Source organism: Desulfosporosinus meridiei DSM 13257 (assembly GCF_000231385.2).
Taxonomy (GTDB): domain Bacteria; phylum Bacillota; class Desulfitobacteriia; order Desulfitobacteriales; family Desulfitobacteriaceae; genus Desulfosporosinus; species Desulfosporosinus meridiei.
This window is the reverse complement of the sequence record NC_018515.1, coordinates 1,777,971-1,803,767: the sequence shown is the minus strand read 5'-3', so window position 1 is coordinate 1,803,767 and position 25,797 is coordinate 1,777,971. Positions and strand designations below refer to the sequence as shown.

Below are 25,797 nucleotides of genomic sequence, written 5' to 3'. Positions count from 1 at the left end.
AAGCTGTCCCACGCGCTGACCTGGGATCGATCTTCAGCGGATAAGTATTCTTTGGAGATAGCCGCTTAAGCGAAAATGTCCACCGGACACTTTCGGGTCTATTTAGCTCTGCCGATACTTTCAATGCTTCTCCCTTTAGTCTCATCGATCATATAAAAGGCGACAAAGGAAGCTATAACTGCCGGGATAGCAAAGAAAATAAAGATCCCAGTAAACCCAACTCCTATCTGCTGGACAAAACCAGCGGCTATAGGGCCAATAAATCCTCCGACGCGTCCAAACGCTTGGGCCGAGGAAACACCGGTATTCCTGAATTCAGTTGGGTATCCTTCTGCGAGAAGCGGCTGTGTACCACTTAGCCCCCAGTTCATGGCCATTCCAACTAACATCCCGCAAATAACTACTTGCCATTGGTTGGTTGCATATCCTAAAAGAAGAATAGCTACAGCTGTAAAAATCCAACCAAAAATTACATTGGTACGCCGTCCAATCCTATCCGCAACATAACCTGTAACAAAGCTGCCAATCATTCCGAAAACATTTTGTAGAACGGCAAAAGAGTAGCCTTTTACTAAACCGTATCCTTTACCTACTAACAATGTTGGTAACCAACCATTGATTCCGTAGATAACCACTGAGCCCATAAAGTAAATCACCCAAAGTGTAATCGAGGCCTTTCGAAATTCTTTAGAAAACAGAGCACTAACACCAACTTTATTGGGGGGAGGCGGAGCAACCAGTGTCTCGGATGTCCAATCACTTGCTTGACCTTTAGAAGAAATCTCCATACGTTTGATTATTTCAATAGCTTCTTTTTCCCGCCCTTTTCCCAAGAGCCAATGGGTTGATTCGGGTAGAGAGGACATCAAAACGAAGGCATATAAAGCTGGGATACCACCCACCAGGTAGCAAACGCGCCATCCAAGCAAAGGCACTATATAAATTGCTACAACACCAGCCACCACCCAGCCTAAGACATAGAAGGCCATAATCGATGCAGAAAAATATCCTCGATTTTTGGTAGGCACACTTTCTGACATCATTGTGACAGCTATAGGAATACAACCACCAAAGCCAATTCCCCCTAAAACCCTCAGAATAGCAAAGGCTTCAAAACTTTGTACATAAAAAACCGGGAATGTTAACATAGAATAAACAAGGACAAAGATCGCAAACGCTTTTTTCCGTCCAATTTTATCGGATATGACCCCTGCGCTAAGTCCTCCAATTAAGAGACCTAAAATACTCCACGAAGAAAGACTCCCGGTTTGAATCTTCGTTAATGCCCATTCTTGAGACATCTGAGGCATTGTATAAGCTACAATCATATAGTTGTAACCAGCAAAAATTAGAGCCAGCCCAATTAAGAAATAGATCTTAAAGGTATATTTAGAAACACCTAATTTGTCAACAACTTCTGAAATTGAAACTTTATTCATCTTTGTCGCCTCCTTTATTAATTTTTCAAAGGAATTGATTTCATTTCAAAGGAACATGACAATTAAATTAGCAACAACTACTTATTTAAATAACTCCCTTCTCTCTAAAAGCTTCAATTTCGTTATAACTGTAGCCAAGAAGCGTATTAAGTATGGCTTCCGTATCTTGACCAATGGCCGGGGCCCCACGCCATACCTGGGCTGGCGTCTCGCTCATCTTTGGACAGAATCCAAACCCTTTTACGGTTTCACCTAACGTCTCATCTTCATACTCGATGAAATTTCCTCTTTTTTGATAGTGCTCACTGGCAGCCAATTCAGCAGATGTCCTGACAATACCACAGGGAACCTTTAAGCTTAACAAGTATTGTTTGGCAGCTTCAGCATCGCGAGCAGCAACCCATTCAGTGGCGATCTCATTGAGTTCAAGACCGAGTTCAGAGTTTATGGCTTCAATCGACCCCCCTGCCGCTTCATGACTATACTTATTGAGGTCAAGCTCTAAAGCTTTAACAAAGCGTCCGTAAACTGCCGGGCCATAAGCTCCAATGTACAGGTACTTCTCATCCTTGGTTTTGAATAAATTACCGGGTTGGAAAATTGCCACTTTATTCCCTTTCCGTTCTCTGATTTTGCCAAGCATAAAGTATTGGACAAAGGTGTCATTAAGAACCTTACTCATCGCCTCAATTTGAGCAATGTCAACTGCTTGCCCCTTACCGGTTTTTTGAGAGTGAATATAAGCCATTAAAATACCGTTAACTGCAAACATTGCTGTCATATAATCGTTGATAAATGTTGCTGCATGTGAAGGTGGGGAAGGCTCAGGAAAACCATTAACAAACATATACCCCCCTTCAGCTTGACCAATCGGATCATAGGAAGGCCGGTCGCATTCCGTTGGGACACCACCAAACTGAGGTCTTCCAAAGCCGCTTATATGAGCAATAATCAACTTCGGATTGACTTCCAACAACATCTGTTCAGTAATTCCTAACTTTTCAGTCCAAACCATATTTTCCACCCATACATCACAGTTCTTGATCAGGGAGAGGAAAATTTCCTTTGACTCCGGTATCTTGAGATTTATTTCCAAGGTTAGACTGAGCTTATTTCTTGCTTCCTGAATCCATCCGGCACTTACCTTCCTGTCGCCGCGCCTTATAACCGGTGCTTGATCACGATAGGGATCGCCGACATTTGGCCGCTCAACGTGAATAACTTCGGCTCCATATTCAGCCAGTAATGATGCGGCAAAAGGTGCTGCAACAATACTACCGGTCATTAACACTCTCATACCTGTCAATGGTCCGTATTTTGGCATCAAAGCAGGTGCCGGAACACGCTCAATTTTCATCCATCTACTCATCGAATTCTTATCCCCTTTCCGTTTCAGGTGAGACTTAAAAGCTATTCTGTGCGGTTCACTGAATAATCTCTACACATTGCTTCATAAAAGAAATCTCGCCCTAAAGATTTAGATCTAACGACCGCTAGTCCCGCACACAAAGGCTTCTCTAAATTATTTAGTGAAAATATCCTCCTTCTTAGACGAAATTACTTTTCCGATTATTCAGTTAATTTACTTTATTGCAATTGCCATGCCATCTAAACTCTGCTCCTCCAAACCCTTCTATTTCAATAAAACTCAGGCACTCTACCTTTTAAAGAATTTTATCATTGTAAATATTCTTTAATTTTCCTGTAAAAATTTTTACTCAATCTCCAACCACTCAAAATATTTTACCCTTTGTCTCTGGGCCTAATATCATAACTACAAGTGCCCCAAACAATAAGAGTCCCGAACTGCAAATAAACACGGCCTGGGGCCCATAAATCCCCATGATGACTCCTAGTGCCATAGGACCTAAGAAGGCTCCTACACGCCCAATCCCAAACGTAAAACCTGTTCCGGTAGCTCGTGCGAGTGTAGGCCACAATTCGGGAATATAGACATTATTAACCATTGTCATGCCAAACTGAAAAAACTGATATATTAAGCCTAATATAATGACATAGGCAACTGTTGACGCCGATCCGTAGGCATATGCACTGAAAGCCATGGCTACAATTGTTATAATAGCAGCCCACTTTCTGCCGACTCTTTCCACAAGATCGGTTACCAGTAAAAAAGCTGGAATCCCTCCTAACGCAATTAACGAAACGAAACCTATGGACTTAGTAACCGAAAAGCCCTTTGCTACCAGTAAAGCACTTAGCCACATACTCAATCCATAATAGGCGGCCATCGTAGTAAACATCAAAACGCCACTCATTATTATCCGGGACATGTAATGCTTAGTCATTAATTGGCTCAGGCCTTTTATCGGTTCTTGGGCAACAGCACTTTCTTCTTCTGCTAGACTGAGGGATAAAGCCACACCGTCTACAGGAGGAAGGGTTCTACCGATACTTTTATGAACTTTTTCTTCCATATTAGAAACAACTTGATCAGCTTCAGCATATCTTTCCTTGGACTCTAACCACCTTGCTGACTCAGGCAAGTATCTCCAAATAACCAGGAACCACAAAGCTGGTAAAGCTTCAACAATGAAGACACCCCGCCAACCAAAGCTCGGAAGCAAGTAATAGGTAGTGAGACCGGCAGTGGCAATTCCCAAGGGAAGAAAGGCATGATATAGAGACAGGTACTTTCCTCGAGACTGAGAGGGAACTAATTCACTTAGCATTGTAATCCCTATAGGCACCTGGGCTCCTAACTAAACATTTCGCCCTTGAAATTCAGCTGATACCACAATTTCAAGACATTATCTCACTTCGTTGTTTCTTCGGACTGTTAAAATTGTTGTCTTGCCGTGTAAAGGATTTTGCCATATTTGGCGCCAACAATAAAAGGGCTGCAACTTTGCAGCCCTTTCTTTAACTAACTAAAATTGAGGTTTGTAATTTACTTATAGTTCAACATTTTTGATAAGGTTGGTCTACTTATTCCAAGCTTTAAGGCGAGTTCACTATTGCTCAGTTTCGCTTTAGCTCTCATTCTGCGAACAATCTCACTATTCATTTCTGCTAAAGTACTTATACAGACACTTATTTGACCATCAGCAGTTTTGTTATTATTATTATCAGAAACTCCGGTGTCCAAAAATTCTTCTTCTAAAAGCTCAAACACAATATTCGCGGCATCTTTCTCATTATCGGCCAATACAACACATCTCTCTAGGAAATGTTCTAATTGGCGACTATTTCCCGGCCAATCCATATTTGATATCTTTTTAAGAACATATGCAGGTAAATTAGCTATGGGCTTACTATACTTTTCAGCAAACTTCCTTACAAAGAAAGCCACTTGACTGGGGATATCCTCTCTTCTTTCTCTTAAGGGAGGCAAGATTAATTTCAATACATTCAAACGGAAGTACAGGTCTTCTCTGAATAGCCTTCGTCTTATTAAGCTTTCTAAATCTTCATTAGAAGCCGTAATTACACGAACATCTACAGGAATTACTCGGTCACTTCCAATTCTTCGTACTTCTTTCTCCTGCAGCACCCTTAATAAATTCCCCTGTTGTTCCATTTTCATTTTTCCGATTTCATCTAAAAAAAGTGTTCCTCCATTAGCCAACTCAAACAAACCAGGTTTTCCGCCTTTACTCGCACCGGTAAAGGAACCTTCCGTATAGCCAAAAAGTTCACTTTTATAGAGATTATCATCCATAGAAGCACAGTTTACAGCAACAAAAGGACCTTTACGCCTTATACTATTTTCATTGTGAATACTTTGGGCAAGCAATTCTTTCCCAGTTCCACTCTCGCCTCGAATAAGCACAGTACAATCAGTTGTTGCGTATTTCTTTGCTTTAGCAATAACTGAAGACATTTTAGGATTAATATGAATAATATCCTTAAAACTATACTTAGCAAAAAGTCCTTTGGTTGTGATTTCTTTCTTGCTTCTAATTTCTTCCTGATTCCTAATTTCTCTTACCGTAACCAAGACACCTTTGGGAATGTTATGGTTAATTATGGGAATTTTATTGACAAACACTGTCCCATTTAATACTTGGTGAACAAATCCTAACCTTTTCTCAAATCCTTCAAATATTTCAAACATACATTGACAATAGCTTAATTCATACAAAGATTTTCCGACGACATCGGTTTCTTGCAAGCCAAAGAGTTTTGAGGCTACGGGATTAAAAACTGTTACAATTTTCTCCTCGTTAACCATGATAATTCCCTCGTGAGCATAGGCAGAGATGGCGTTTATATGTTTTGCAATCACATCTTCACGCAACCTGGATTTTATCATATCTTGGGCTAGCTGAATTGCATTCCGGATTGTATTTTCTCCGGCCGAAACTGAAATGTACTGTAATCCACGCTTACTAACTAATGCAGATATTTTATCACCAACACCTAACACTACTTTACAGCCATTCTGAACTGCATTTTCAACCTGAACCTCAAGTTCCTGCCAATTATTATAGACGTAGACATCTACCTTAAGACCGAGTACGTTACTAATCTTTTCTATGACAGGCAAATCTTCAGACCCAGCCAAAAATAAAGCAATTTCATCGCCATATCTTTTTGCTTTGTCAAAGGCTAAGACAATATCATACTCTCGGGGATGAATACTAACCAATTGCTGTTGAGTTAATTCCTTCCGTAAAAGCTCCAGGGTAGCACCTCCACTGGCTATAACTCTTATTTTGTCAGGTTCTTGTGATAGAATGCCCTTTACCAGGCCGACAGCTGCCTCAAATGAAGTTTCAATAATTGTGATCTGTATATTAAAGTCAGTACGTACTTTTTCAACCAATTGAGTTACCTCTTTATTTGGCGAAGTAAGAACAATCTCAGCAAGCATAAGTACTCCCCCTCTCCTTTCTTTATTGGAAAACTCACTAATATTTTATAGATAGCAAAATACATACCAAACTAATCTCATTTACAGAAAAAAGAACAAAAAAAAGATCAACCCTAATTTACTTAATATTCTGTAAATAGGACCAATCTATTTTACTCATTTTCTTCCATTAAATAGGCAGGCACAGCTACGAGTCTCAAATTCACTACAAATTGGTTGCATGAATACAACAATAGTGCATTTTTGCAACTTCTTTACAAGTTTGATTGGGCCGGATATTAGTATCCCGGCCCACAACTTGTCACTAAAAAATGAACTCTCTGGGATCTAAGTGGACTTCTCGGCAAATCTCTTCTACCACTCTTTTTTCAACTGGCGCAAATTCTCCGTCAGCGAAACCAATTGCACAACACAGACGAACAACCAAGCGAGCAGCTTCTGGTTTGCTTGCTAATTTTCCTACCGCCCTCAAGGCTTCCGCTTTGCCCAAGATAAGATCACTCTGTATCCGCTGTACAAAGTAATTAAAACGAGAATCGACTTCATTTATATTAATTCCGCGCATTTCCTGACTCGTTCGGAAATAATCAATAAGCTTCTCCCTTTCAGAAGCTTCCAGAACACCGTCAGCCGCTGCAACTAAAGCACTACCTGCTACTAAAGCTTCCGTCAGATCTTTTCCCATATATTTGTTAACAATATTCCGGGCATTTTCGGTTTGCTTTTGCAGCCACTCAGCCGTATTAGTATTGCTGCCGGAGTTCCATCGTTCTTTGCAGCTTAAACAGACAAACTCCATATTTTTACTTCCAATGAACCCTGCCAGTAAACCAACTGGGCCTAACAAAACACCACCGATAGCTGCTTTACCCAGCCCAAAACCTTTCTTCCCTGCCGTAACTTGAGGGGAATGGCAACGGGGACAGGTCATCCCACTTTGATAACCACTGCTTTGAGTCTGCTGCCCGTAAGTCTGAAGACTCTGCCCTAAGGATTGAGGTCTCTGACCGAAGGATTGAGAGTTCTGGCTATAGGATTGAGGACTATTTTGACCATACAGGGATTGGGGGCTGGGCTGACTACTGTAGGAAGATATACCGGGACTTCCTCCTTGGCTGCCGGAATTGTTGTTTCCCCTTTCCTCCTCAACTTCCAAACCAAAATTACGACAAAGGGCTGCCAAACCACCTTGAAACCCGCTGCCAATTGCATTGAACTTCCATTCGCCGGCATGGCGATAAATCTCTGCGGCAACAATGGCAGTTTCTACGGAGAATTCCTCTCCTAGTTCATATTTGAGAAGCAGCTCATTTGTACCGGCATTGAGAATCCTTACATAAGAGTTCTTTATATCTCCAAAGCTTTGTCGTTTCATTTGAGCATCATTGATGGTAATACTAAAGGATATTCTCTCGATATGAGGGGGTACAGCGGACAAATTTATACGAATCTGCTCGTCATCACCCTCTCCGGAGCCTTTTTTGTGATCCCCACTGTGCTTTACTGACCCTTGGCCGCCGGAAGGATTATTGTAGAAAACAAAGTCATTTTCGTCCTTAACTTTACCATTAGACCCTATCAAAAAGGCTGAAGCATCCAAGTCATAAGTATAGTTACTTGCTGCAGGGTTTGACGCCCAACCCAATCCTACAATTATTTCCTTTAGGTTAGGATTGCTCTTTGTAAGATCTACTTTTTGTCCTTTGCTAAGTCTTACTGCCATATCTCTACCTGCCTTTCATATATTCATACTTCGATAAAAAAAGAAGAGTTTTACAGTGAAAAGTCAAGAAAAAACTCGACTAGTAGAGAATCCACAAGTTCTCTTTCAAGTGCATTTTACCATATTAAGCCAAGCACAAGCAAATAAACATACTTAAGCCCAGAAAAGAGATCTTTTCCGGGCTTAAGTATGTTTATTAATCCTATTGTTCAGAACGATAATTGTCGATAAAATCTTGCGGAAGTTTTTTAATCAACAAGACAGGAATATCCGATTTATTAAGTACACTATGAGCTAAGCTACCATAAATCAAACCTTTAAAGCTGTTAAGCCCTCTAGTCCCCATAATTATTAGCTCAAAGTTCTTTTTGGTTGCGTAGTCAATAATAGCCTCTGTAATATCCGGGATATTAAAGTTTGAGTAAATTGTCTGACGACTTACATTGTGTCCTTTTCGACTTAAGATTTTATTCGTTGTGGCGAGGATTTCGGAGTATTCCTTCTCTTTTTCGGAATCCTGATCATTTATCAAGTGTTCTACCCAGTCTGTATGTGGGTTCGTAGACCAGGTTTCCAACAAATTGTAGTCTCCTTCAATAGAACCTTGAACACTTTCGTGAATATGCAAGATCGTTAATTGCATATTATCGAGACTTGCGAATAAACTCGCAGCATATACTGTCGCTGAAAAGGAATGCGGCGAACCATCAGCATATAGGAGTACTTTAAGTGATTTAGAGTCAGTCATGAAAATTCCACCTTTAAAAACATTTGACGCCTATTATATCATAATCTAGTATATGAGATAATCACTAATTAATGAGTAAATGATCGTCAATCGCCTATATTACTATAACAATTTATATAAGTAATTATAGATAGAAACAATTGGACATCCAGTTTGCTTTTATTTTTTAGGATTTACTAAGTAAATATAATGTTTAATACAAAAGAAAAAAATCACATGCCCTAAAGAATTCTAAGGACACATGATGAAATAATTACTTATAAATTAAACATTTTATTAATGTTTTGAAATTTCCTTGGGAAGCTTTTTCACTAACATCATGGGGATAGGAGAATTATTGATTAAACACCCAAATAATAAGATTTTTAGAGTAGTTAGTCCTCTTGTCCCCATAATTATCAAATTATATGAATTCTTTGCTGCATAATCATATAGTGCGTCTAAGGTATCTGAAATTCCAGGATTACAATAAATGATAACATTACTGACATCCTCTGCTCTTTCGGTAAAAACTCGATTAGCTTCAGAAAGTATCTGGTGATATTTATCACGATCAGAGGAGTTAGATCCAGCGAAAACTCTCTTCATCCATTCTGAAGATGCTTTTAGCGGCCAACGATATTCGGACCCTTGAGCATTACCCTTCGCTATCGCCCAATTGACCAGGTCTTTTGTATCAAGCCAACAGAATTCTGTAACGTTTGAATCTTCACAGGTTTCTCGGGCCTGCACAACCGTTAAATGCATATTAGGCATATTTTTTAATAATTTTGCCGTATGAACCGCTGCATAAAAGGCTTGCTGTGAATCATCAAAGTACAGGAGCACGTTAAATTTAGAATCCGTCATATTCTATACCCCTTTCCTAAAAAGATGTTGAATTATGGCGCAATCCAGGAAGAGCTTAGTTGAATTGAGGATTTATTGATCCATATATCGAGTCGATCTTTGTTCTCAATAATCTTGTCAGCTAATTTCGCACCTACATAGCGATAGTAATTCTCTCCGTCCTTCCTAGAAAAGTAATTGTTTGTATCAATAAAATTACCACTAGCTCCCACTCTGTGGAGTAAGGGAATTATATTGGTTTTATTTATATCAAAGTTTTCGATGGATCTTTCAAATTCATCACCTAAATTAGCATTACTCCATGCCTTTGGCCCTTTTTCTGGCTTAATCTCATAAACTCGTCTTAAAAATTCGAAAGCAAATGCACCTAACGAAAAAACCATCTTAGGTTTATATTCATAAGCAATTTCTCTAAACTGTTCAATTTCTTTAGCTACTTCCGGCCCCCACCAATTCAGAGTATTAGGAACTAATCTACTTTCACTAACAGCATTTCTAAAATAAATATTAGAAGTTTCAATTCTAGTATTCATTTTTCTATAAACTCGGTCTTGAATTTCATCTAAGACCGGTGTCCAGTTGTCATGGCTGATTGGGTGTTTGGGATTAATTACTACCCAGATAGGATAATTTTTCATTCCAGACTCTCTCTTCATCATCTCTCAATCCCCTCATAAAAAGAGTATATTTTTAAATAAAAACCTTTTGCTGCAACTAATCAACTCAGATGTGCCACTAGTTGTAGCAAAAGGTTAAAGTCTAATGAATAATATCTAACCTTGAAATTTCATCTGTTAATCACCTAAGAATAACGGAAATTACTGATTAACTCTAAGCTGCCTTCTTAGTTTTGGCTACTACAATGCCAAGACCATCAAAGAGATAATAGAGTCCGAAGCCATACCATACGGTATATACCAGATAGAAACTAAGCAAAAAGGTCAGACTTAATTTGTTCTCACTAACTTTCTTAATTTCTACGCCGTAATAATTATAAGCTGGCTCAAGAGCTTTTTGTTGAACCTTAACTAAGTCAAATTCTTCTTGAAACTGTGCTTTTGATTTAAGAGCACTATCGATTTTTTTCAAGGAGTTATACCAGTTATAGGTGGCTTCACGACCATCGTACCCATATTTCTTTTCCAAGGATTTGCTGTCATTATGATACATAAAATCGCTGTCTGCGACCACTGCACCTAAAATCTTCCCGAAATCTCCCTCGATGCTGACTGAACTATCTTTAACGGTTACAGCTGCCCCAGCTCCGGTGTACAGTTTACTCCATTTTACAGCTTCGTCTGTGGAAGAAGCTTTGACTGACAAGGTTATATTTTTACCCAACTGTCCATCAGCTACTTTTTGGGCATCTTCAATGAAGTAGGCCGATCCTTTGGATAATGAATTAAACATATCATCTGCGTATTCTAGACCGTTTCTTCCGTTACCGAAGTTAGGTGACATCATTCCCATATAGCATAGTGCAAAACTAATAAGCATTATAAAACCAATGGTAAAAGTCTTTTTGTTTTGAACTAACTTCATTGAGAAACACCTCCTTTAACATTCGCCTCATAATCCGCAGCAGCTTCAGCCCGAAGTTTCGGTATATTTCTTATGAAGGTACTTATAATCCAGAAAGCAAAGATGGAGACTAGACCAAAGAATAACCATACTCCAACCTTTGTAACTATAGCACCTGAGGAAGCGGATAAGGAGATATAGCCCATTTGAGTTAATTTCTCAGGGAGTGCAAAAAGTCTATTGACAAAGCCTGCTAAGATTGCTAAGGCATAGAAAGCTTTAATTTGAGTTCCGGGGACTACTTTTGTTGTTATTGCCCCAATTTGGATCCCGAATAAGGAACCCAGCAGCATTCCCATTGCTAAAGTGTAAAACACATAACCATAGATAGCGTATTGAGCAATTGAACCATAACCTGCTGTAAAAATGATTTGGAGGATATCTGTACCCACTGTGGTTCCAGTGGAAATCCCTAGGCCGTATACAAACATCGGGAAGGTAACAAAACCGCCGCCAACACCCAGGATAGATGCTAAAAACCCAGTCACAGCTCCGCATATTCCAACGAAGAAGCCTGAAATTCTTCTTCCTCCAGATACTACGTGCTCATCGAATTTAATCATTGGTTTAAATTCAATAGATTGGAGCTTTGCACCAAGTGCTGTCATTTTTTCCGGGCCACCGTGAGCATCGCCACCAACTTTTGATGAGCTCTTTCTCATTGTAAGATACTCACTCAAAGCGAAGATGCCCAAGAATCCCAGCAGAACTACATATACTGAACTTATTACAAAATCACTCATTATTGGGTTGTAATTAAATAGTGCACGGTTGATCATCCCGCCACCGGTTACTCCCAGACCAGAACCGATCAAAAAAGCAATGGCTAGCCCGGCATGAACGTTGCCCATTTTTTTGTGCAAGGTTGTTCCCATAATTGCCTTAGCAAAGATGTGAAACATATCAGTACCAACCGCCAGTATCCCTTTGACCCCCAAGCTCATTAACGCTGGAGTAATAACGAATCCTCCTCCTGCCCCTATACAACCGGTTATAAGGCCAGCGATAACCCCAACGGCTATTGAACCGTAAAACGTTGACGGTGAAAAAAATGATGGTCCGAAGGCCGCTTTACCGCCTATAAATGCCGGTAAAGTTGCTGCTGCATGAGCCATTGCAGGAATGAGTAAAGGTAGAGCCATTACGAATAAGATGAGCAACTTCTTTCTATTTTTTATAATATTATTAGATGTTTCAATCTCCCATTGGGCATGCGCCCTAGCTGCATACATAAACGAATTATACATAGTTTTCATTAATTTCCCTCCTTCAGTGTTCTTCACTTTCAATGGAGTTAGAATTTTAGTTTTTCCCTGCCAAATTTCAGGGATTTTTATGATATAATAATTAATAAGCAATTTCTTTAGCGGCTTTTATAGGCTGCTTTTTTTCTTGAAAAAGTACCCGCATTTCCTATCTCCCAGGTAATTCAGTAATCCTAACTTTTTGGGTTTAACAAAGTCTTGTTATAGTCTACCTATCCAAGAGAGTTTCGGATCTTCTTCAATATATTTGACCTTTAAAACTAGTTGATTTAATTTCTTACACTCCTTTCCTTTGAATTTTGTTTCACAAGTAAAGAGTAGCATTGCTTGAGAAATGTGTCTATAGTGTATTCATATCCCTATAATCAGTTATAACTATGCTTAACTCAACTTCTCATTAGTTTAAGGTTCTAATAAGAGTTATTTACCTAAAATAGACGAACCTGGTTACAACTTTAGTACTAATTTAGAGTAATAAAAGCCATAATCTGAATCCTTCAGATTTAAGGATTTCTATATCGATCCCAACGGCTTAAAAATTCAAAATTTAGTCTTATCAGGCTAAAACCCTGTGATATCAGCTATTTGCTGAACCTTCTGCTATAGTTTCTCTGCCAATCTCTCATCTTATTGTTTGCTAGGCGGGTTTTTCATACCTCATTTTTTTAAATGATGAGGATAATCCACAGTAATTGAATTTAACAATATGAAAAGCCTTATAATTTAATAAAATCTTAATCAGATTACCAAATTGTTTCCTAATGATTAATGTTCCCCTCTTTTGGACGTCCCTTTAGCGGAAAACTTTGTGATATAATTCTGATTGAATTATAATTGGGTTTGAATCTCCTTTCGTTTTTTGGACAAAAAAAGAAGTGTTATTGCACACTTCACTTCACAGATATTAATTTCCAGGCTGATTTTTTGGAACAATCGTCGGAGTCGGTGTTAAGTTGTATCCCTCTAGAAAATCTTGAGATAGTTCCTTTACCAATAACACCGGTATAGGTGATCTATTTTGTAGAGAATACACTAAACTACCAAATATAACCTCTTTTATTTTACTAAACTCACCTGCACCCATTACTATCAAATCAATTGACCATTTATTAACATACGCGAGAAGCGCAGTTACTGCATCTGGAATATTGGGATTGGAATATAGCACCTGTTGTTGAACATCCTTTGATCTTGCTAAAAACACATTTAGGGCATTCTGCGGCACATCTGAGGTTGTCGGCCAGATGTTTTGGCATTTTTCATCAATATTCAGCAGACTTTGGTTGCTTTCTTTCAGCCTCACGATGGTCAAATGCATATTAGGCATATTCATCATCAGGATTGCTGAATATATTGCGGCAGCACAAGAGTATTCTGTCTCATCTAAATAAAGAAGCACTTTAAACCTAGTTCGACTCATTCTAATACCCTGATGACATTACTAGAGCATTGTTAGAAAAAATATTATAAGTGTTAAAATCTATTCCTCCACTTATCCATGATTCTGAAATAATATTAGTTCTCTTGACATTTGAAGAATCGCTGAACTGACAGGTTACTTTAATGATAAACTCTTCTTCTTGAGGATTGCCCCCTAACTCACGAACCATAAAGGTGGCAATATCAGATGGTAAATCGTTTAATTCCTCTTGACTGAATGGCACGTCAGGTCTGATTTCTAAATTCGCATTAAAGGAACGTCTAATCATACCTTCCCGAATAACCGTATCAACACTTGTTGTAAGGGTAGCCACCGGAAGTTTGGCTCGTACTCGGTTATTATAGAGTTCAAATTTGAAATTAGGTTCATTACCAGGGGGATACACCGGTACCACATTTAAAAAATTTCCTCGGGTATACCTTACACCATAATCAAGGGATTCCTTTCTCATTCTTAAACCCTCCTTCGAAGTGGAGTAATCTCATGACGATACTTTTGCATTTATAATTTATAATTTACGATTAAAATTCTTAGCGACCTTTTCTGGCAGCTTTTTCTCTATTGGGAGTTGCTTTATTTAGTTAAGGCTCAACAGTAAACTCCTACATTTTTAGATTAACATTGAATAAAAATCAAGTATATAGCAAACTAAAATACTCATAATCATTTTATTCGATAGTGGCGATGATAAAAATCCCCCAAATATGGTCACAATAATTCTAATGCTCTTCTTAAGAAAGGAGATTATTTAACGATGAACCCTGCTAATAAGTCCTTAGAAATGCTGATTGATTATGAAAAAAAGTACTGCAACTCACCGAAGCTCGCTAATTCTCAAATGATGTATTGGTACTATAAAGTCTTGGGTAATAGTTCATGGAAAAATTCAATTCCAGAAATTGACGATTGGGTATATCATTATGAGCAGTTTCTTGAGAATGGCGGCGACCCCTATCAGTTAAAACAAGCAGGTACATTCTTAGGGCAGTACTTTTAAACCTTACCTTAAAGTGCAAATCCTACCTAATCCATATTTCGAGACTATCCTTGTTTTGTATAATCGTTTCTGATAGCTTTCTCCCTACATGACTGAAGTATTGTTCCTTGATAGTACTGTCTAAATACTTCTGTGCTTCTTGATCCTTATCACTTGTATTGACACGTCGAAGTAAGGGCACCACATTAGTTTGACTTAGATCAAAATTGGCAATGGCTTTTTCAAATTCATTCTTTAAGTTTAAGGCACTCCAGTACTTTGGTCCTTTTTCAGGTTTCGCACTAAAGACTCTTCTAATAAATTCATAAGGGAACCCACCAAAAGTAATTAGGATTTTGGGTTCATATTCTTCGATAATCTCCCTCAAAATCTTTATTTCTGATGCTACTTCTTTTCCCCACCAGTTTAATGTGTTAGGAACTATCCCACAATCTCCTACAACACTCCTAATGTAGATGTTTTTAGTATCAATTCTAGATTGTAACTCACGATAGACTTTATCTTGCATCTCATCTAAGACATGTCTCCAAATGCCATTGATAACGGCAGGGTATTTGGGATTAATTAATAGCCAAATTGGATACGTTCGATCTCCGGAATCCCTGTCAACCAAAGGCATATATTTATCTCGTGCTAAGCCAGACAACGAATCCCGTCCTTTCTAGCAATTTTTTTATCGTCAGACGTTTTCAACCGGATGTCCAATTTAATTCTAAACTTCCTCGTTCTTGGACTAAGTTAGATAGAAGAAATATAAGTAGATACTTGAAATTAGAATCGAAACAATCATTAGCGGGAAGGCAACCTTCATAAAACCTACAAAGGTCCATTTATACCCTCGTTTCTCGGCCATACCTACTACCACAACATTAGCTGAGGCTCCAATAATTGTGCCATTACCACCTAAGCAAGCACCAAGAGATAATGCCCACCATAGTGGATTTAGGTCTGTCATGCCACCCAATCTTCCCATATCTTCAATTAAGGGAATCATGGTTGCCACAAATGGGATATTATCTACAAAGGAAGAAGCAAAAGCTGAAAGCCACAGTATCAACATTCCGGTAGGGAGCATTTCTCCACCGGTTAGCTTCAACGACTCCATTGCTATCCACTCGATTACTCCAACGTGTTCCAAAGCCCCGACTAAAATGAATAATCCAGCAAAAAAGAAGATAACCGGCCATTCCACAGCTATTAGTGCGTGTTCAGGGTCTTCATTCGTGATTAATAAGAGCAACGCTGCACCCGACAAGGCAACGGTAGCCGACTCTAGGTGGAGATATTGATGCAAGAAAAATCCAAGGATTGTGAGGGCAATAACTATGAGCGATTTTTTCAATAGCCTCACATCCTTAATCTCACTGCTTGGATCCATTCTCATGATATTTTCCTTTAATTCCTCACGCGTGATTAGTTGTTTACGATAGATTAGTTTTAAGATCAATATTGTTACCGGCATAATAATAAGGATAACCGGTCCAACATTAATCACAAAGTCCATAAAACCTAACCCTGTCGCAGAACCAATCATGATATTAGGAGGATCTCCGATTAAAGTGGCAGTTCCTCCAATATTAGAGGCCATGATTTCAGAGAAAAGTATTGGCATAGGATTAATCTCAAGAGCCTTGGCAATTGAAAAGGTAATAGGGACTATCAATAATACTGTGGTGACATTGTCTAAAAGTGCAGAAAGCATTGCGGTGATTACGGTAAGAGAGATCATAATTTTAATTGGATCTCCTTTGCTTTTCTTAGCCGCCCAGACCGCAAGATATTCGAAGAGTCCCGAGTTTCTTGCAATACCCACAATTACCATCATTCCAACTAGTAGTCCTATGGTATTAAAGTCAATAGCCTCAATTGCTTGTTCTTGACTAATTACACCACCGATAATGACCAGCATTCCACCCGCTAACGCCACTGCCGTACGATGAATTTTTTCCGAAATAATAATTGCATATGAAATCAGGAATACAGCTGTAGCAAATAATACCTGGCTGTTACCTTCCATAAAAACATCTCCTCAATTCTAAACAAGTGTTTGTGCAACTAATACGCTTGGATTGTTTATCCAAGCGTATTAGTTTAAATCACATACTATGGGAATGTTATCTTACTAGTGCCGGCATTCCAACAAGTGGCCAATAGGTGAAAGTCATAATTACCAAAACACCCATAATTACAGCACTTGCCGGGATACCACTAACAAAGAACTCACCTGTCGTAAACTGCTTCGATTCATAAGCCATAGCATTAGGAGCTGCGCCAATCAACAGTAAGAATGGCATACCGGCCATTGCAACTGCACCATACATAACCAGCTCGGGGTTGACGCCTAAATACTGAGCCATAACAAGTGCTACAGGCAGGGTGATGGCAATGGCTGCAACGTTCATAATGAAGTTTGTCATAATTAGCACAAGGAAACATACTGCCAGCAAGAAAACCAACCAATGTGCGCCTGCTATCATTGACAACCACTTAATTGCAATCCACTGGGCCGCACCTGTTTGCCATAAGCAGAAACCAATACTCATAGCTCCTGAAAAGAGGAGAACGATATTCCAAGGGATTTTCTTTTCTAAATCTTCTACAGTCAGTACTTTTGAGAGGAAGAATAACACACCAGCTAGTAGCAAAGGCACTGAACGATCCATCGTCTTCAAAGCTGGGATAATGGCCTGTAATACAAGCATAGCCAGAGCAAAAGCTACAACAACACTTACAAATATCTCCTTGCTGTTGACGGGACCAAGTTTTGCATATTCTGATTTAGCTTTATCTCGAAGACCAGGAATTTTTGCTTTTTCAGGTTTATAAATGACCATTAATAAAGCCCAGATAAGGAAAACACTAGCCCAACCAAAAGGAGCCAAATGGATTGAAAAGTCAACGAATGATATTTGTTTACCGGTAAACTCTGTGAAAAAACCAACAGCTGCGGGGTTACGAGCGCCACCCAGGAGAGTACAGATACTTCCTGCACCAGCGGTGTAAGCCATACCTATGAACAAAGCCTTGCCAAACTTTGTAGGTTTTCCTTCGGAGTTATCACCATTATATAAGGCCAAAATTGTAACTAATATAGGGAACATAGTAGCTGCTACCGCCGTATGAGCCATGATGTGGGTTAATAGAGCAGTGACAATAAATACACCTAGTAAAATCTTTCTAGTATCCTCACCCACAACAACCAGCATTTTGTAGGCAATCCGTTTGGTAATTCCTGATTTTGTAAATGCTAACCCTATTAGTAATGATCCTAGAATAAACATTACTGTAGGATCCATGAAATCTCTAAAAGCTTCTTTAGCCGGACGGATTAGAAATAAGGCTTGCACCACGCCAATCATTAGACTTGTAACACCAATAGGGGTTACTTCAAAAACCCACCATATACTTGCTAAAAAGAACAAACCTATGGCTGCTTTCCCTTGTTGACTCAATTCAAATGACTTTCCTGATGGATCCACCGCAGGTCCGAATTGTGGAGCATAAAAAAATATTAAAAATAAACATATTCCTAATCCAATAAAGAAAATTCTTTTTACACTATTACTGTTCATTTATTACACCCCTCTTCCTATTTATCAGGTGCTTATTTTTAACTGGGAGCGATAATAATCACCTACAAAAACATTAAACATACATACACATATCCGATTTTTGTGTTATAATACTATTACGATTAAATTTCTTAGCGGCCTTTCAGAGGCTGCTTTTTTTATTGACTTGACTAAAGCTATTGGTTTTTGACTATCTGGTTCTTTGATAGATCCCCCTCCAATCTTTTATAGTCGATTATTTCCTATCTATTACGGATCGATTTTTCTATAAGTCTTGTGAGTTGTATCAGCCTCCCTTCAACTATGTATGTGACTATACTCACAAGATAAGATTACCATCGTGATAGAATTACGTCTATAGCAAATCAAAATGCTCTTAATCAGTATTGTCTATTGCTGTTACATAACTTTCCCTGTTATTTGCTTAGTAATCATCTACCCTAATTAAGGTTATTAATCCTTTGTTTCTTAATTTCGACTAAAATAGACTTATAGATGACTATGGCTACCAAAATGCAATTCACTTTTAATCAATAAGGGCTATAAGGATCTTCATCCAAATCTTTCTTAATAAGACCTATTAATTATAAAAAAACTCCGAAGAGAAAAATCTTTCTCCTCGGAGTTTTTAACTTGAAAATGAAGTTTTTTGAATCGAGTCTTGGCTTTACTGTTTTATTGGAAGTGAGTTCGATCTAGGTATACTCACAATTATTGTAGTCCCTCTGGGAGAGGTTTCAGCGACCCATATATTGCCTAAGTGCATATGGATAATTTGATAGCTAATCGACAATCCTAAACCGGCACCATCGTCTCTGGTTGTATAAAACGGATCGAAGACACGCGAGAGATCACTTGCTTCAATTCCTGTACCGGTATCAGTGATCTGAACTTCAATGGTTTCTGCTTTAGCCTGTGATTGAATGATAAGCTTCCCTCCATTGTGCATTGCCTGTACAGAGTTAATAATTAAATTTACAAAAACTTGTTTCATTCGATCCATATCGATATTCACCAAAGGTAGATTGGGTTCAAACCGCTTCTCTAATTGAATCTTATTTTGCCTTAGCATGGGATAGGTAAATGTTAGAACGGATGACAATAAACTATTTAACTCAGTCGGACTAACGATTGGTCTACTTGGTCGACCAAAATCTAACAACTCCTTAATAACAAGATTTCCGCGATCCACTTGTTCACAAATTACTTTTGTATATTCCGATAGTCCTTCTTGGGTTTTAAACTCGCCCTCCATAACTTGAACGGTTGATTTAACAATCGCCAAAGGATTCCTTAATTCATGCGCAACTCCTGTGACCAGTCTTCCTAAAGCCACAAGTCTTTCGGAGCGCATTAATTCTTCTTCCAGCCTTTTCTTTTCCTTTAAGTTGTCTGCCATATTGTTGATAGCTTGAACAACTTCTCCGATTTCTCCCGGCAGCGTAGGAAGCCTTTTATCACTATCTTCCTGCATGCTTAATATTCCATTCTTAATTATCTGCACTTCAGAAGCTAAGTTATGAATAACATAAAGGGCTGTCCCCAGACCAAGTATCAAACCAAATAAGGTCATGTATCGGGTAATGAGGCTAAACTGCCTGCTTTGCGCAAAGACCGGATGAACCTGTTCATCTGCCCAGGCAATGGCAATCAGTTTTCCGTCCTTTATCACTGGCACCAAGTATTCAAATGCTTGATCTCCTAATGAACCTGCAATACGAGCAAGAGGTTCTTTAGTTGCTTTAACTGCTATAAGGCCTGAAGAAGCCTCGTTTAAAATGCGATACTCGCGAGCTTTTATTTCCTCAGGGGTTTGGGGTCTGTATTGATGTAGAAAACCATAGACAAAAAGATCATTTGTTTCAGGAATGTATAAACCCAAGCGCACCCCGGGGTTACCATCAGCTAATGGCTTGGCTATTGAATCAAAGGCATTAGCAATTGTTTTGATATCAGTTTTAGAGAGTGGAGATCTGTATTCCAGACTGTAACCCTCCAAACCCTTTGTCAAGCCTTGGACAGTAGCATTGACCATGGTTCCCAATCGCTCTTCTTTAGTGGTTAAGAGCATTTCATCCTTTGCTCCAGAAAAAAAGATGTCATACATCATTACCAAGATAGGAATAAGTAGAATTGCCGAAACAACAAACATTATTTGCGAAGCGAAAGATTTGTTCTTGAGAATTCTAAACAAGCAAACCACCTCCATAGCACGAATTCAGACAGATCCTTTAATGGTGCTTGAAAACAAACACTCCTGAGAAAGACCCTCTTTAAGCATATCACAAGATCTGTGAGTCTACTAAAGCTCTAACTATTGCTTCAAAACAGATTACAGTGGCTGAAAACATACAAAATCTCCTCAAATAACACCCTAAATAGCTGGCATGTTAATTGCAATAACTAGCTAGAAACATAGGAGGTAATTTATATGACTACTAATCAATTCACCGTTTGGGTCCAAGAATTATTTGATTCTTGTAATATTCATAATGAGATTGAAACAAGCAAATTAATTGTGGAAGTGATGAAGAAATTCCACACTCTAAACAGCGAAAAAATTCAAGAACAAGTTACAGCAAGACCAATTCTACGTTAGATTAGGAAACATTTATCTCTAAAAGCCCCTTCATGTCCTTGATCACTTTTAAACAATAACATTATAAGATTATTACCGTCTACATCCCCACTGTATCTTCACAATCAATATTCTTGATAGGATTAATTTTAAAGGAGGAAATTCCTTTGTCCAGCTTATTACTCAATAATCATTCGCCTATTGAGCAGATGAAAATTGAAGCAGGAGATAAATCTTTTCCAATCTGGCTCATCGCAAATCCGAAATACCCTGATGACATTAGTAATATATGGAATCCAGTAATGTATGAGATTCAGGATAAAGTCTATCGTAAACTCAGAGCAAGGATTAACAGTAGAAATATATTTATTCTGAGCGCTTTCAGTGATATAGGAAAAATATGTAACACTTCAATGGAGGAGGAGTTAACTAAAAAGATTCTAATACTCAAAGAGAGTGTCTATAGGTACCAACCTAAGCTTCTAATTACTTTTGGTGCCATTACCAATGAGTATATCAAGCGAGCCTTCGATCAAGGCTCCCAAGGTCAAACTAAGTATTGGAATACAGGAAATTTAAGCAACGAATTTGAGCAGGCAATTGCCAACTTTGATATAAATCGACCAAACTGTATTCCTTTAGTGCGAAGAATTTCTAAAACCAATACCAAAGATTGGCTAGACCAAGATAGTTACTATTATGATGTTGCAACGAAGATTGCTGAAAGAATTATCGAAAACAAAGATCATCTGGAAATATGGATTTAATTACGTGCTCTAATATCTCTAACTAATTTATTAATTCTCTTAACGTATGCATCCTAATTTACCTCCGCAACTCAATTAACCGTTATGCTAAACTACTATTTATAAGAGAAAGGATGATTAAAATGAGCACCTTAAAATTCTGTTGGGACTATTTAGTTTTCTTTGGAGACTGGCTTTGGCCAATCAGCGAAAAATAATAGTTGAATCCACGGGAGTTTAGACCCAAGTTATCATGCTTCCGGTGACATTCCTCAAGCAGAGAACGCCGGAAGCGCATAACCATTAAGAAATCTTTGTATATTCTCCGAATAGTAGATCCTTCACAGCCGAGGAATATTCTAAAGTTGATTTCCTCCTCTGCGTCATCTACTAAACCATATGCTAATAAATAAGTTCAGCTAAATACGTACTATGTTTCACAAACCTCATTTAAGTTATTACATGATTAGTAGTGAAAAATTACTGTTTGGAGGCAATAACCATGAACATTTTAAAGTTTATTCCACTTATTGATACCTTAATCAATTATGATAAAAAGAATTTCAGATTTGATCTAATCGCTGCATTAACTGTTGCAGTAGTTGCCTTACCTCAAACTATGGCTTATGCAATGATCGCCGGTGTTCACCCAGCCTACGGTTTATACTCTGGTATTGTGCTAACAATTATTGCTTCTTCGTTTGGAAGTTCTAATCAGTTGGCCACCGGGCCAACTAATGCTATCTGTCTCTTGATAGCATCCTATATGATACCCTTTGCAGGAAGCAATAACTTTTTTGCAAACTTATTTCTCCTAACCTTTTTAGTGGGAGCTATACAATTTACCATGGGGGTACTAAAACTGGGTTCTTTAGTCAACTATGTTTCTCATGCTGTAATCGTAGGCTTTACCGCCGGAGCAGGTGTTATTATTGCTATGGGTCAGCTAAATAACATAATGGGAGTTAGTCTGCCTGATCCACACCTTTCAAGTATTGGAAAAGTAGTTGCTTGTTTACAGAGTATTGATAAAATTAATTATTATGCTTTAGGAGTTGGCCTTTTTACTATAACAATAATTATAATCAGTAAAATAATTAATAAGAATATCCCCGGTGCTTTGTTAAGTGTTATCTTTTCAGTAGTTCTCGTGATGATCTTAGGGTTAGAGGAATTAGGAGTAAAAGTTGTCGGACAAATTCCTCAAGCTATACCACCGCTAAGCATGCCCAACTTCAATCTCTCTGCTATTGGCGATTTAGGTACCGGAGCAGCCGTCATTGCCATTATTGGTTTAGTTGAAGCAGTATCAATTTCCAAGTCAATTGCAACTAAAACCCAACAAAAAATAGATCCCAATCAGGAGTTTATTGGCCAAGGAATAGCTAATTTAGTAGGATCATTTTTCAGCAGTATAGCAGGCTCCGGTTCCTTTACACGTTCTGCTATAACCCATCAAAATGGAGGAAAAACCCGGTTAACAGGTGTGCTGGTAGGTTTGATAATCCTCATTGTCTTATTTTTCTTTGCTCCCTACGCGAGATATATTCCAAATGCAAGTTTAGCTGGGGTTATCATGGTAGTTGCCTACTCAATGATTGATAAACGAGCTTTAGTAAAGGTTACAACAACTAATCGTAATGATGCCATCGTCCTACTGGTGACCATGTTGACGACCATTTTTGCCCCTCATTTAGAGCAAGCAATTTATGCCGGAGTTGCTGTCTCAGTAATTCTATACCTAAAGGATTCTGCCGTAGCTACCGTCAGAACTTTAGAAACGGTCAGCGCAAATAACGGGCAATTTATTGAACAATTAGCCCGTAAGAATGACACCGCCGTTGCAATTCATCAACTAGAGGGAAACCTATATTTCGGATCCTCAGCGGATCTTGACAAGAAGTTAAGCGACTCATTCCCAAACTCCAAAGTTTATCTCTTACGTTTCAAAGGCGTTTCAATCATCGATATTACGGCAATGGAAGTTATTGAAACTTATATTGACCGAGCTTTAAAGGAAGAAAAAAAGGTTATTCTTTCTGGAGTTACACCAAACATCTTAGGCATGCTGAGAAAAATGGACATTGTTGATCACGTCGGTAAAGAAAATATCTATATGGAAGAAGATGAAGTTTTTGCCTCATCTGAGAAAGCTATAGAGCATGCAAACTCTTTTGTTAGAAGTGTCAGCTATACCTCGGAGAACCGATCTGTCCAAGCATACTAAAACATTATTTGAAATAGCCCTCGAAAAGATCATCTAATCTTTCGAGGGCTATTTCAAATATTTAATCGCCCCCTGATAATCAACAGGGCGCCTAGAGTATCGAGTTAATAATAGCAGTTTAATCATATTGCAGGCGTTGCCAATGGTAATCTAAATGCAGATAAACCCTCTCTAATTCCAGACGACTCCGGACGGCATTTAAAACTCTCACAGCGTGTTGGTATTATCGAAATATCTGTATATATTATAAAGTCTATCTCTTTAGGTGATAATTGGTGTACTTCTGCTTCTGAAGTCTTGATTACATCATTAATAATCCTATTAAGACTTGAGCGAATATGGCATAACTCTTTATTAATACATTGGCTGCACTTTGAAGTCTCTCTCATAGTTCCCTCCCTATCTACATAGAACCATTGTAGATTTTCCACTATAATTTTACTTGGTACTTTTGAGCCCTATAAAGGAGTGCTGATCGTGTAAGTCCAAGTAGCTGTGCTGCCTTAGTCTGATTACCTCTGCTTTTCTCAAGAGCCTTAAGAATCAATTCTCTTTCTACTTCATCGAATGAAATCCCCTTGTCAGGAAAATTAAGAATCAAACCTTGATCTGCATCGCTTTTTTTGTTTTCAACTTTTTGTATTTCTTTCGGTAGATGTTGCACCTTAATCTCCTGCCCTTGAGAGAGGATGACAGACCTTTCGATTACATTTTGCAACTCTCGAATGTTCCCGGGCCATTCATAGTTCATTAATAATGTTAAAGCCTCAGGAGAGATCATTTGTTCTTGAGAGGGATTAAATTTTTGCATAAAGTGCATGGTCAATAGTGATATATCTTCCGATCTTTCCCTTAAGGGGGGAATGTGAATCGGTAGTACATTTAAACGGTAGTACAGATCTTCCCTGAAAGTTCCTCGTTTAATGCAGTCCATCGGATCCCGGTTTGTTGCAGCTATAACCCTTACATCAACCTTGATGCTTTCGGTTCCTCCTACCCTTTCAAACTGTCTTTCCTGAAGTACTCTAAGGAGTTTAACTTGCATTGACAGAGGCATTTCAGTAACCTCATCCAAAAATATTGTTCCCTTATCAGCTAATTCAAAGCGACCTAGCTTTCTACTCACAGCACCCGTGAATGCTCCCTTTTCATGGCCAAACAATTCACTTTCTAGTAGCGTTTCGGGGAGTGCTGCGCAGTTGATAGGAACATAGGACTTTTCTCGGCGATAGCTTAGATTGTGAATTGAAAGTGCCGTAACTTCTTTTCCTGTACCACTTTCTCCGGTAATCATTACAGTTGCATTGCTATCGGCAACCCTCTCAATAAGGTTATTTACTTCTTGTATTGCCGGGCTGTTGCCTAAAATTCGGCCATGTTTTTTATTCAGTTCAGAGCGCAAAAAAACAACTTCTTCCCGTAAACGGCTTACCATTAAGGCCTGCCTCACAACTATCTTGAGCTCATTAAGGTCAAATGGCTTGGAAATATAATCAATTGCCCCAAGCTTCATAGCTTCAATGGCAGTATCAATTGATCCATGAGCAGTAATCATAATTACCAGAAGCTTTGGGAAGAGTTCTCTGGCTTTGACCAACACTTCTAAGCCATCCATTTCAGGCATTTTGAGATCAAGCAGAACTAAGGAAGGTGTTTCTTTCTGAATTAGTTCCAGGCCTTCTTTCCCCCGTGTGGCAGTTATCACCTGATACCCTTCCTGTCGGAGGCCTTTTTCGAGAGCCCAACACAGATGCTCTTCATCATCAATGACTAGTATCTTATTCAACAAAAACACTT

Annotated in this window: 21 protein-coding genes; 4 read left to right on the top strand and 17 right to left on the bottom strand. The window is 38.6% G+C overall.

The window, feature by feature from the left end; genetic code table 11:
* Positions 1-98: 98 nt before the first annotated feature.
* The 12 genes from DESMER_RS08300 to DESMER_RS08245 form a co-directional block, all read right to left on the bottom strand.
* Positions 99-1,439 (bottom strand): MFS transporter, encoded by a 1,341-nt coding sequence (locus DESMER_RS08300; protein WP_014902606.1) that lies wholly within the window; start codon positions 1,437-1,439, stop codon positions 99-101.
* An 85-nt stretch (positions 1,440-1,524) separates the two neighbouring features.
* A complete protein-coding gene (locus DESMER_RS08295) occupies positions 1,525-2,808 on the bottom strand; it encodes a CaiB/BaiF CoA transferase family protein (RefSeq protein ID WP_014902605.1) in 1,284 nt (427 codons plus the stop codon).
* A gap of 364 nt (positions 2,809-3,172) precedes the next feature.
* Positions 3,173-4,147 (bottom strand): MFS transporter, encoded by a 975-nt coding sequence (locus tag DESMER_RS08290; RefSeq protein WP_242831068.1) that lies wholly within the window; start codon positions 4,145-4,147, stop codon positions 3,173-3,175.
* A 200-nt stretch (positions 4,148-4,347) separates the two neighbouring features.
* A complete protein-coding gene (locus DESMER_RS08285; protein WP_014902604.1) occupies positions 4,348-6,273 on the bottom strand; it encodes a sigma-54-dependent Fis family transcriptional regulator in 1,926 nt (641 codons plus the stop codon).
* A gap of 304 nt (positions 6,274-6,577) precedes the next feature.
* Entirely contained in the window at positions 6,578-7,996 is a 1,419-nt protein-coding gene (locus tag DESMER_RS24915) for a TerD family protein (RefSeq protein WP_014902603.1), read from the bottom strand.
* A 202-nt stretch (positions 7,997-8,198) separates the two neighbouring features.
* A complete protein-coding gene (locus DESMER_RS08275; protein ID WP_014902602.1) occupies positions 8,199-8,744 on the bottom strand; it encodes a universal stress protein in 546 nt (181 codons plus the stop codon).
* Between the two features lie 276 nt (positions 8,745-9,020).
* Entirely contained in the window at positions 9,021-9,593 is a 573-nt protein-coding gene (locus DESMER_RS08270; RefSeq protein WP_014902601.1) for a universal stress protein, read from the bottom strand.
* 32 nt (positions 9,594-9,625) lie between these two features.
* The gene (locus tag DESMER_RS08265) at positions 9,626-10,252 is read right to left on the bottom strand and encodes a hypothetical protein (protein WP_014902600.1); all 627 of its coding nucleotides are present in this window, start codon (positions 10,250-10,252) and stop codon (positions 9,626-9,628) included.
* Positions 10,253-10,424: 172 nt separating this feature from the next.
* Positions 10,425-11,135: a hypothetical protein gene (locus tag DESMER_RS08260; RefSeq protein ID WP_014902599.1), complete on the bottom strand. Its 711-nt coding sequence runs from the start codon at positions 11,133-11,135 to the stop codon at positions 10,425-10,427.
* The gene (locus tag DESMER_RS08255) at positions 11,132-12,430 is read right to left on the bottom strand and encodes a sulfite exporter TauE/SafE family protein (protein ID WP_014902598.1); all 1,299 of its coding nucleotides are present in this window, start codon (positions 12,428-12,430) and stop codon (positions 11,132-11,134) included. Before DESMER_RS08255 ends, DESMER_RS08260 begins: the two co-directional genes overlap by 4 nt.
* A 913-nt stretch (positions 12,431-13,343) precedes the next feature.
* Positions 13,344-13,859, bottom strand: a complete 516-nt coding sequence (locus DESMER_RS08250) for a universal stress protein (RefSeq protein WP_014902597.1) — start codon at positions 13,857-13,859, stop codon at positions 13,344-13,346.
* Position 13,860: 1 nt separating this feature from the next.
* The gene (locus DESMER_RS08245; RefSeq protein ID WP_014902596.1) at positions 13,861-14,331 is read right to left on the bottom strand and encodes a hypothetical protein; all 471 of its coding nucleotides are present in this window, start codon (positions 14,329-14,331) and stop codon (positions 13,861-13,863) included.
* Between the two features lie 303 nt (positions 14,332-14,634).
* Here DESMER_RS08245 and DESMER_RS08240 point away from each other — a divergent pair, with 303 nt between their 5' ends.
* Complete coding sequence (locus DESMER_RS08240; protein WP_014902595.1) at positions 14,635-14,877, top strand: hypothetical protein; 243 nt, start codon at positions 14,635-14,637, stop codon at positions 14,875-14,877.
* A 22-nt stretch (positions 14,878-14,899) separates the two neighbouring features.
* Here the strand turns inward: DESMER_RS08240 and DESMER_RS08235 are convergent, their stop codons facing one another.
* From DESMER_RS08235 to DESMER_RS08220, 4 genes are all read right to left on the bottom strand, one after another.
* The gene (locus DESMER_RS08235) at positions 14,900-15,523 is read right to left on the bottom strand and encodes a hypothetical protein (protein ID WP_014902594.1); all 624 of its coding nucleotides are present in this window, start codon (positions 15,521-15,523) and stop codon (positions 14,900-14,902) included.
* A gap of 87 nt (positions 15,524-15,610) precedes the next feature.
* Positions 15,611-16,894 carry an ArsB/NhaD family transporter gene (locus DESMER_RS08230; RefSeq protein ID WP_014902593.1) on the bottom strand — a complete coding sequence of 428 codons (1,284 nt, stop codon included), beginning with the start codon at positions 16,892-16,894 and terminating at the stop codon, positions 15,611-15,613.
* 97 nt (positions 16,895-16,991) lie between these two features.
* A complete protein-coding gene (locus tag DESMER_RS08225; protein ID WP_014902592.1) occupies positions 16,992-18,449 on the bottom strand; it encodes an SLC13 family permease in 1,458 nt (485 codons plus the stop codon).
* 667 nt (positions 18,450-19,116) lie between these two features.
* Complete coding sequence (locus DESMER_RS08220; protein WP_014902591.1) at positions 19,117-20,643, bottom strand: ATP-binding protein; 1,527 nt, start codon at positions 20,641-20,643, stop codon at positions 19,117-19,119.
* A gap of 237 nt (positions 20,644-20,880) precedes the next feature.
* Here DESMER_RS08220 and DESMER_RS23940 point away from each other — a divergent pair, with 237 nt between their 5' ends.
* The 3 genes from DESMER_RS23940 (at position 20,881) to DESMER_RS08210 (ending at position 24,000) form a co-directional block, all read left to right on the top strand.
* Complete coding sequence (locus tag DESMER_RS23940; RefSeq protein WP_014902590.1) at positions 20,881-21,048, top strand: hypothetical protein; 168 nt, start codon at positions 20,881-20,883, stop codon at positions 21,046-21,048.
* A 146-nt stretch (positions 21,049-21,194) separates the two neighbouring features.
* A complete protein-coding gene (locus DESMER_RS08215; RefSeq protein ID WP_014902589.1) occupies positions 21,195-21,794 on the top strand; it encodes a hypothetical protein in 600 nt (199 codons plus the stop codon).
* Between the two features lie 481 nt (positions 21,795-22,275).
* On the top strand, positions 22,276-24,000 hold the full coding sequence (locus tag DESMER_RS08210; RefSeq protein WP_014902588.1) for a SulP family inorganic anion transporter: 1,725 nt from the start codon (positions 22,276-22,278) through the stop codon (positions 23,998-24,000).
* A gap of 430 nt (positions 24,001-24,430) precedes the next feature.
* On the opposite strand, the gene DESMER_RS08205 is transcribed toward DESMER_RS08210, so the two are convergent.
* Positions 24,431-25,789 (bottom strand): sigma-54-dependent transcriptional regulator, encoded by a 1,359-nt coding sequence (locus DESMER_RS08205; protein WP_014902586.1) that lies wholly within the window; start codon positions 25,787-25,789, stop codon positions 24,431-24,433.
* Between the last annotated feature and the right edge of the window lie 8 nt (positions 25,790-25,797).

Bases quoted from the DNA above. Each gene is read 5' to 3' on its own strand.
- DESMER_RS08275 (WP_014902602.1), bottom strand. From the start codon at position 8,744: ATGACTGACTCTAAATCACTTAAAGTACTCCTATATGCTGATGGTTCG.
- DESMER_RS08270 (WP_014902601.1), bottom strand. From the start codon at position 9,593: ATGACGGATTCTAAATTTAACGTGCTCCTGTACTTTGATGATTCACAG.
- DESMER_RS08285 (WP_014902604.1), bottom strand. From the start codon at position 6,273: ATGCTTGCTGAGATTGTTCTTACTTCGCCAAATAAAGAGGTAACTCAA.
- DESMER_RS08260 (WP_014902599.1), bottom strand. From the start codon at position 11,135: ATGAAGTTAGTTCAAAACAAAAAGACTTTTACCATTGGTTTTATAATG.
- DESMER_RS08295 (WP_014902605.1), bottom strand. From the start codon at position 2,808: ATGAGTAGATGGATGAAAATTGAGCGTGTTCCGGCACCTGCTTTGATG.
- DESMER_RS08230 (WP_014902593.1), bottom strand. From the start codon at position 16,894: ATGGAAGGTAACAGCCAGGTATTATTTGCTACAGCTGTATTCCTGATT.
- DESMER_RS08225 (WP_014902592.1), bottom strand. From the start codon at position 18,449: ATGAACAGTAATAGTGTAAAAAGAATTTTCTTTATTGGATTAGGAATA.
- DESMER_RS08240 (WP_014902595.1), top strand. From the start codon at position 14,635: ATGAACCCTGCTAATAAGTCCTTAGAAATGCTGATTGATTATGAAAAA.
- DESMER_RS08300 (WP_014902606.1), bottom strand. From the start codon at position 1,439: ATGAATAAAGTTTCAATTTCAGAAGTTGTTGACAAATTAGGTGTTTCT.
- DESMER_RS23940 (WP_014902590.1), top strand. From the start codon at position 20,881: ATGACTACTAATCAATTCACCGTTTGGGTCCAAGAATTATTTGATTCT.
- DESMER_RS08245 (WP_014902596.1), bottom strand. From the start codon at position 14,331: ATGAGAAAGGAATCCCTTGATTATGGTGTAAGGTATACCCGAGGAAAT.
- DESMER_RS08255 (WP_014902598.1), bottom strand. From the start codon at position 12,430: ATGAAAACTATGTATAATTCGTTTATGTATGCAGCTAGGGCGCATGCC.
- DESMER_RS08250 (WP_014902597.1), bottom strand. From the start codon at position 13,859: ATGAGTCGAACTAGGTTTAAAGTGCTTCTTTATTTAGATGAGACAGAA.
- DESMER_RS08265 (WP_014902600.1), bottom strand. From the start codon at position 10,252: ATGATGAAGAGAGAGTCTGGAATGAAAAATTATCCTATCTGGGTAGTA.
- DESMER_RS08210 (WP_014902588.1), top strand. From the start codon at position 22,276: ATGAACATTTTAAAGTTTATTCCACTTATTGATACCTTAATCAATTAT.
- DESMER_RS24915 (WP_014902603.1), bottom strand. From the start codon at position 7,996: ATGGCAGTAAGACTTAGCAAAGGACAAAAAGTAGATCTTACAAAGAGC.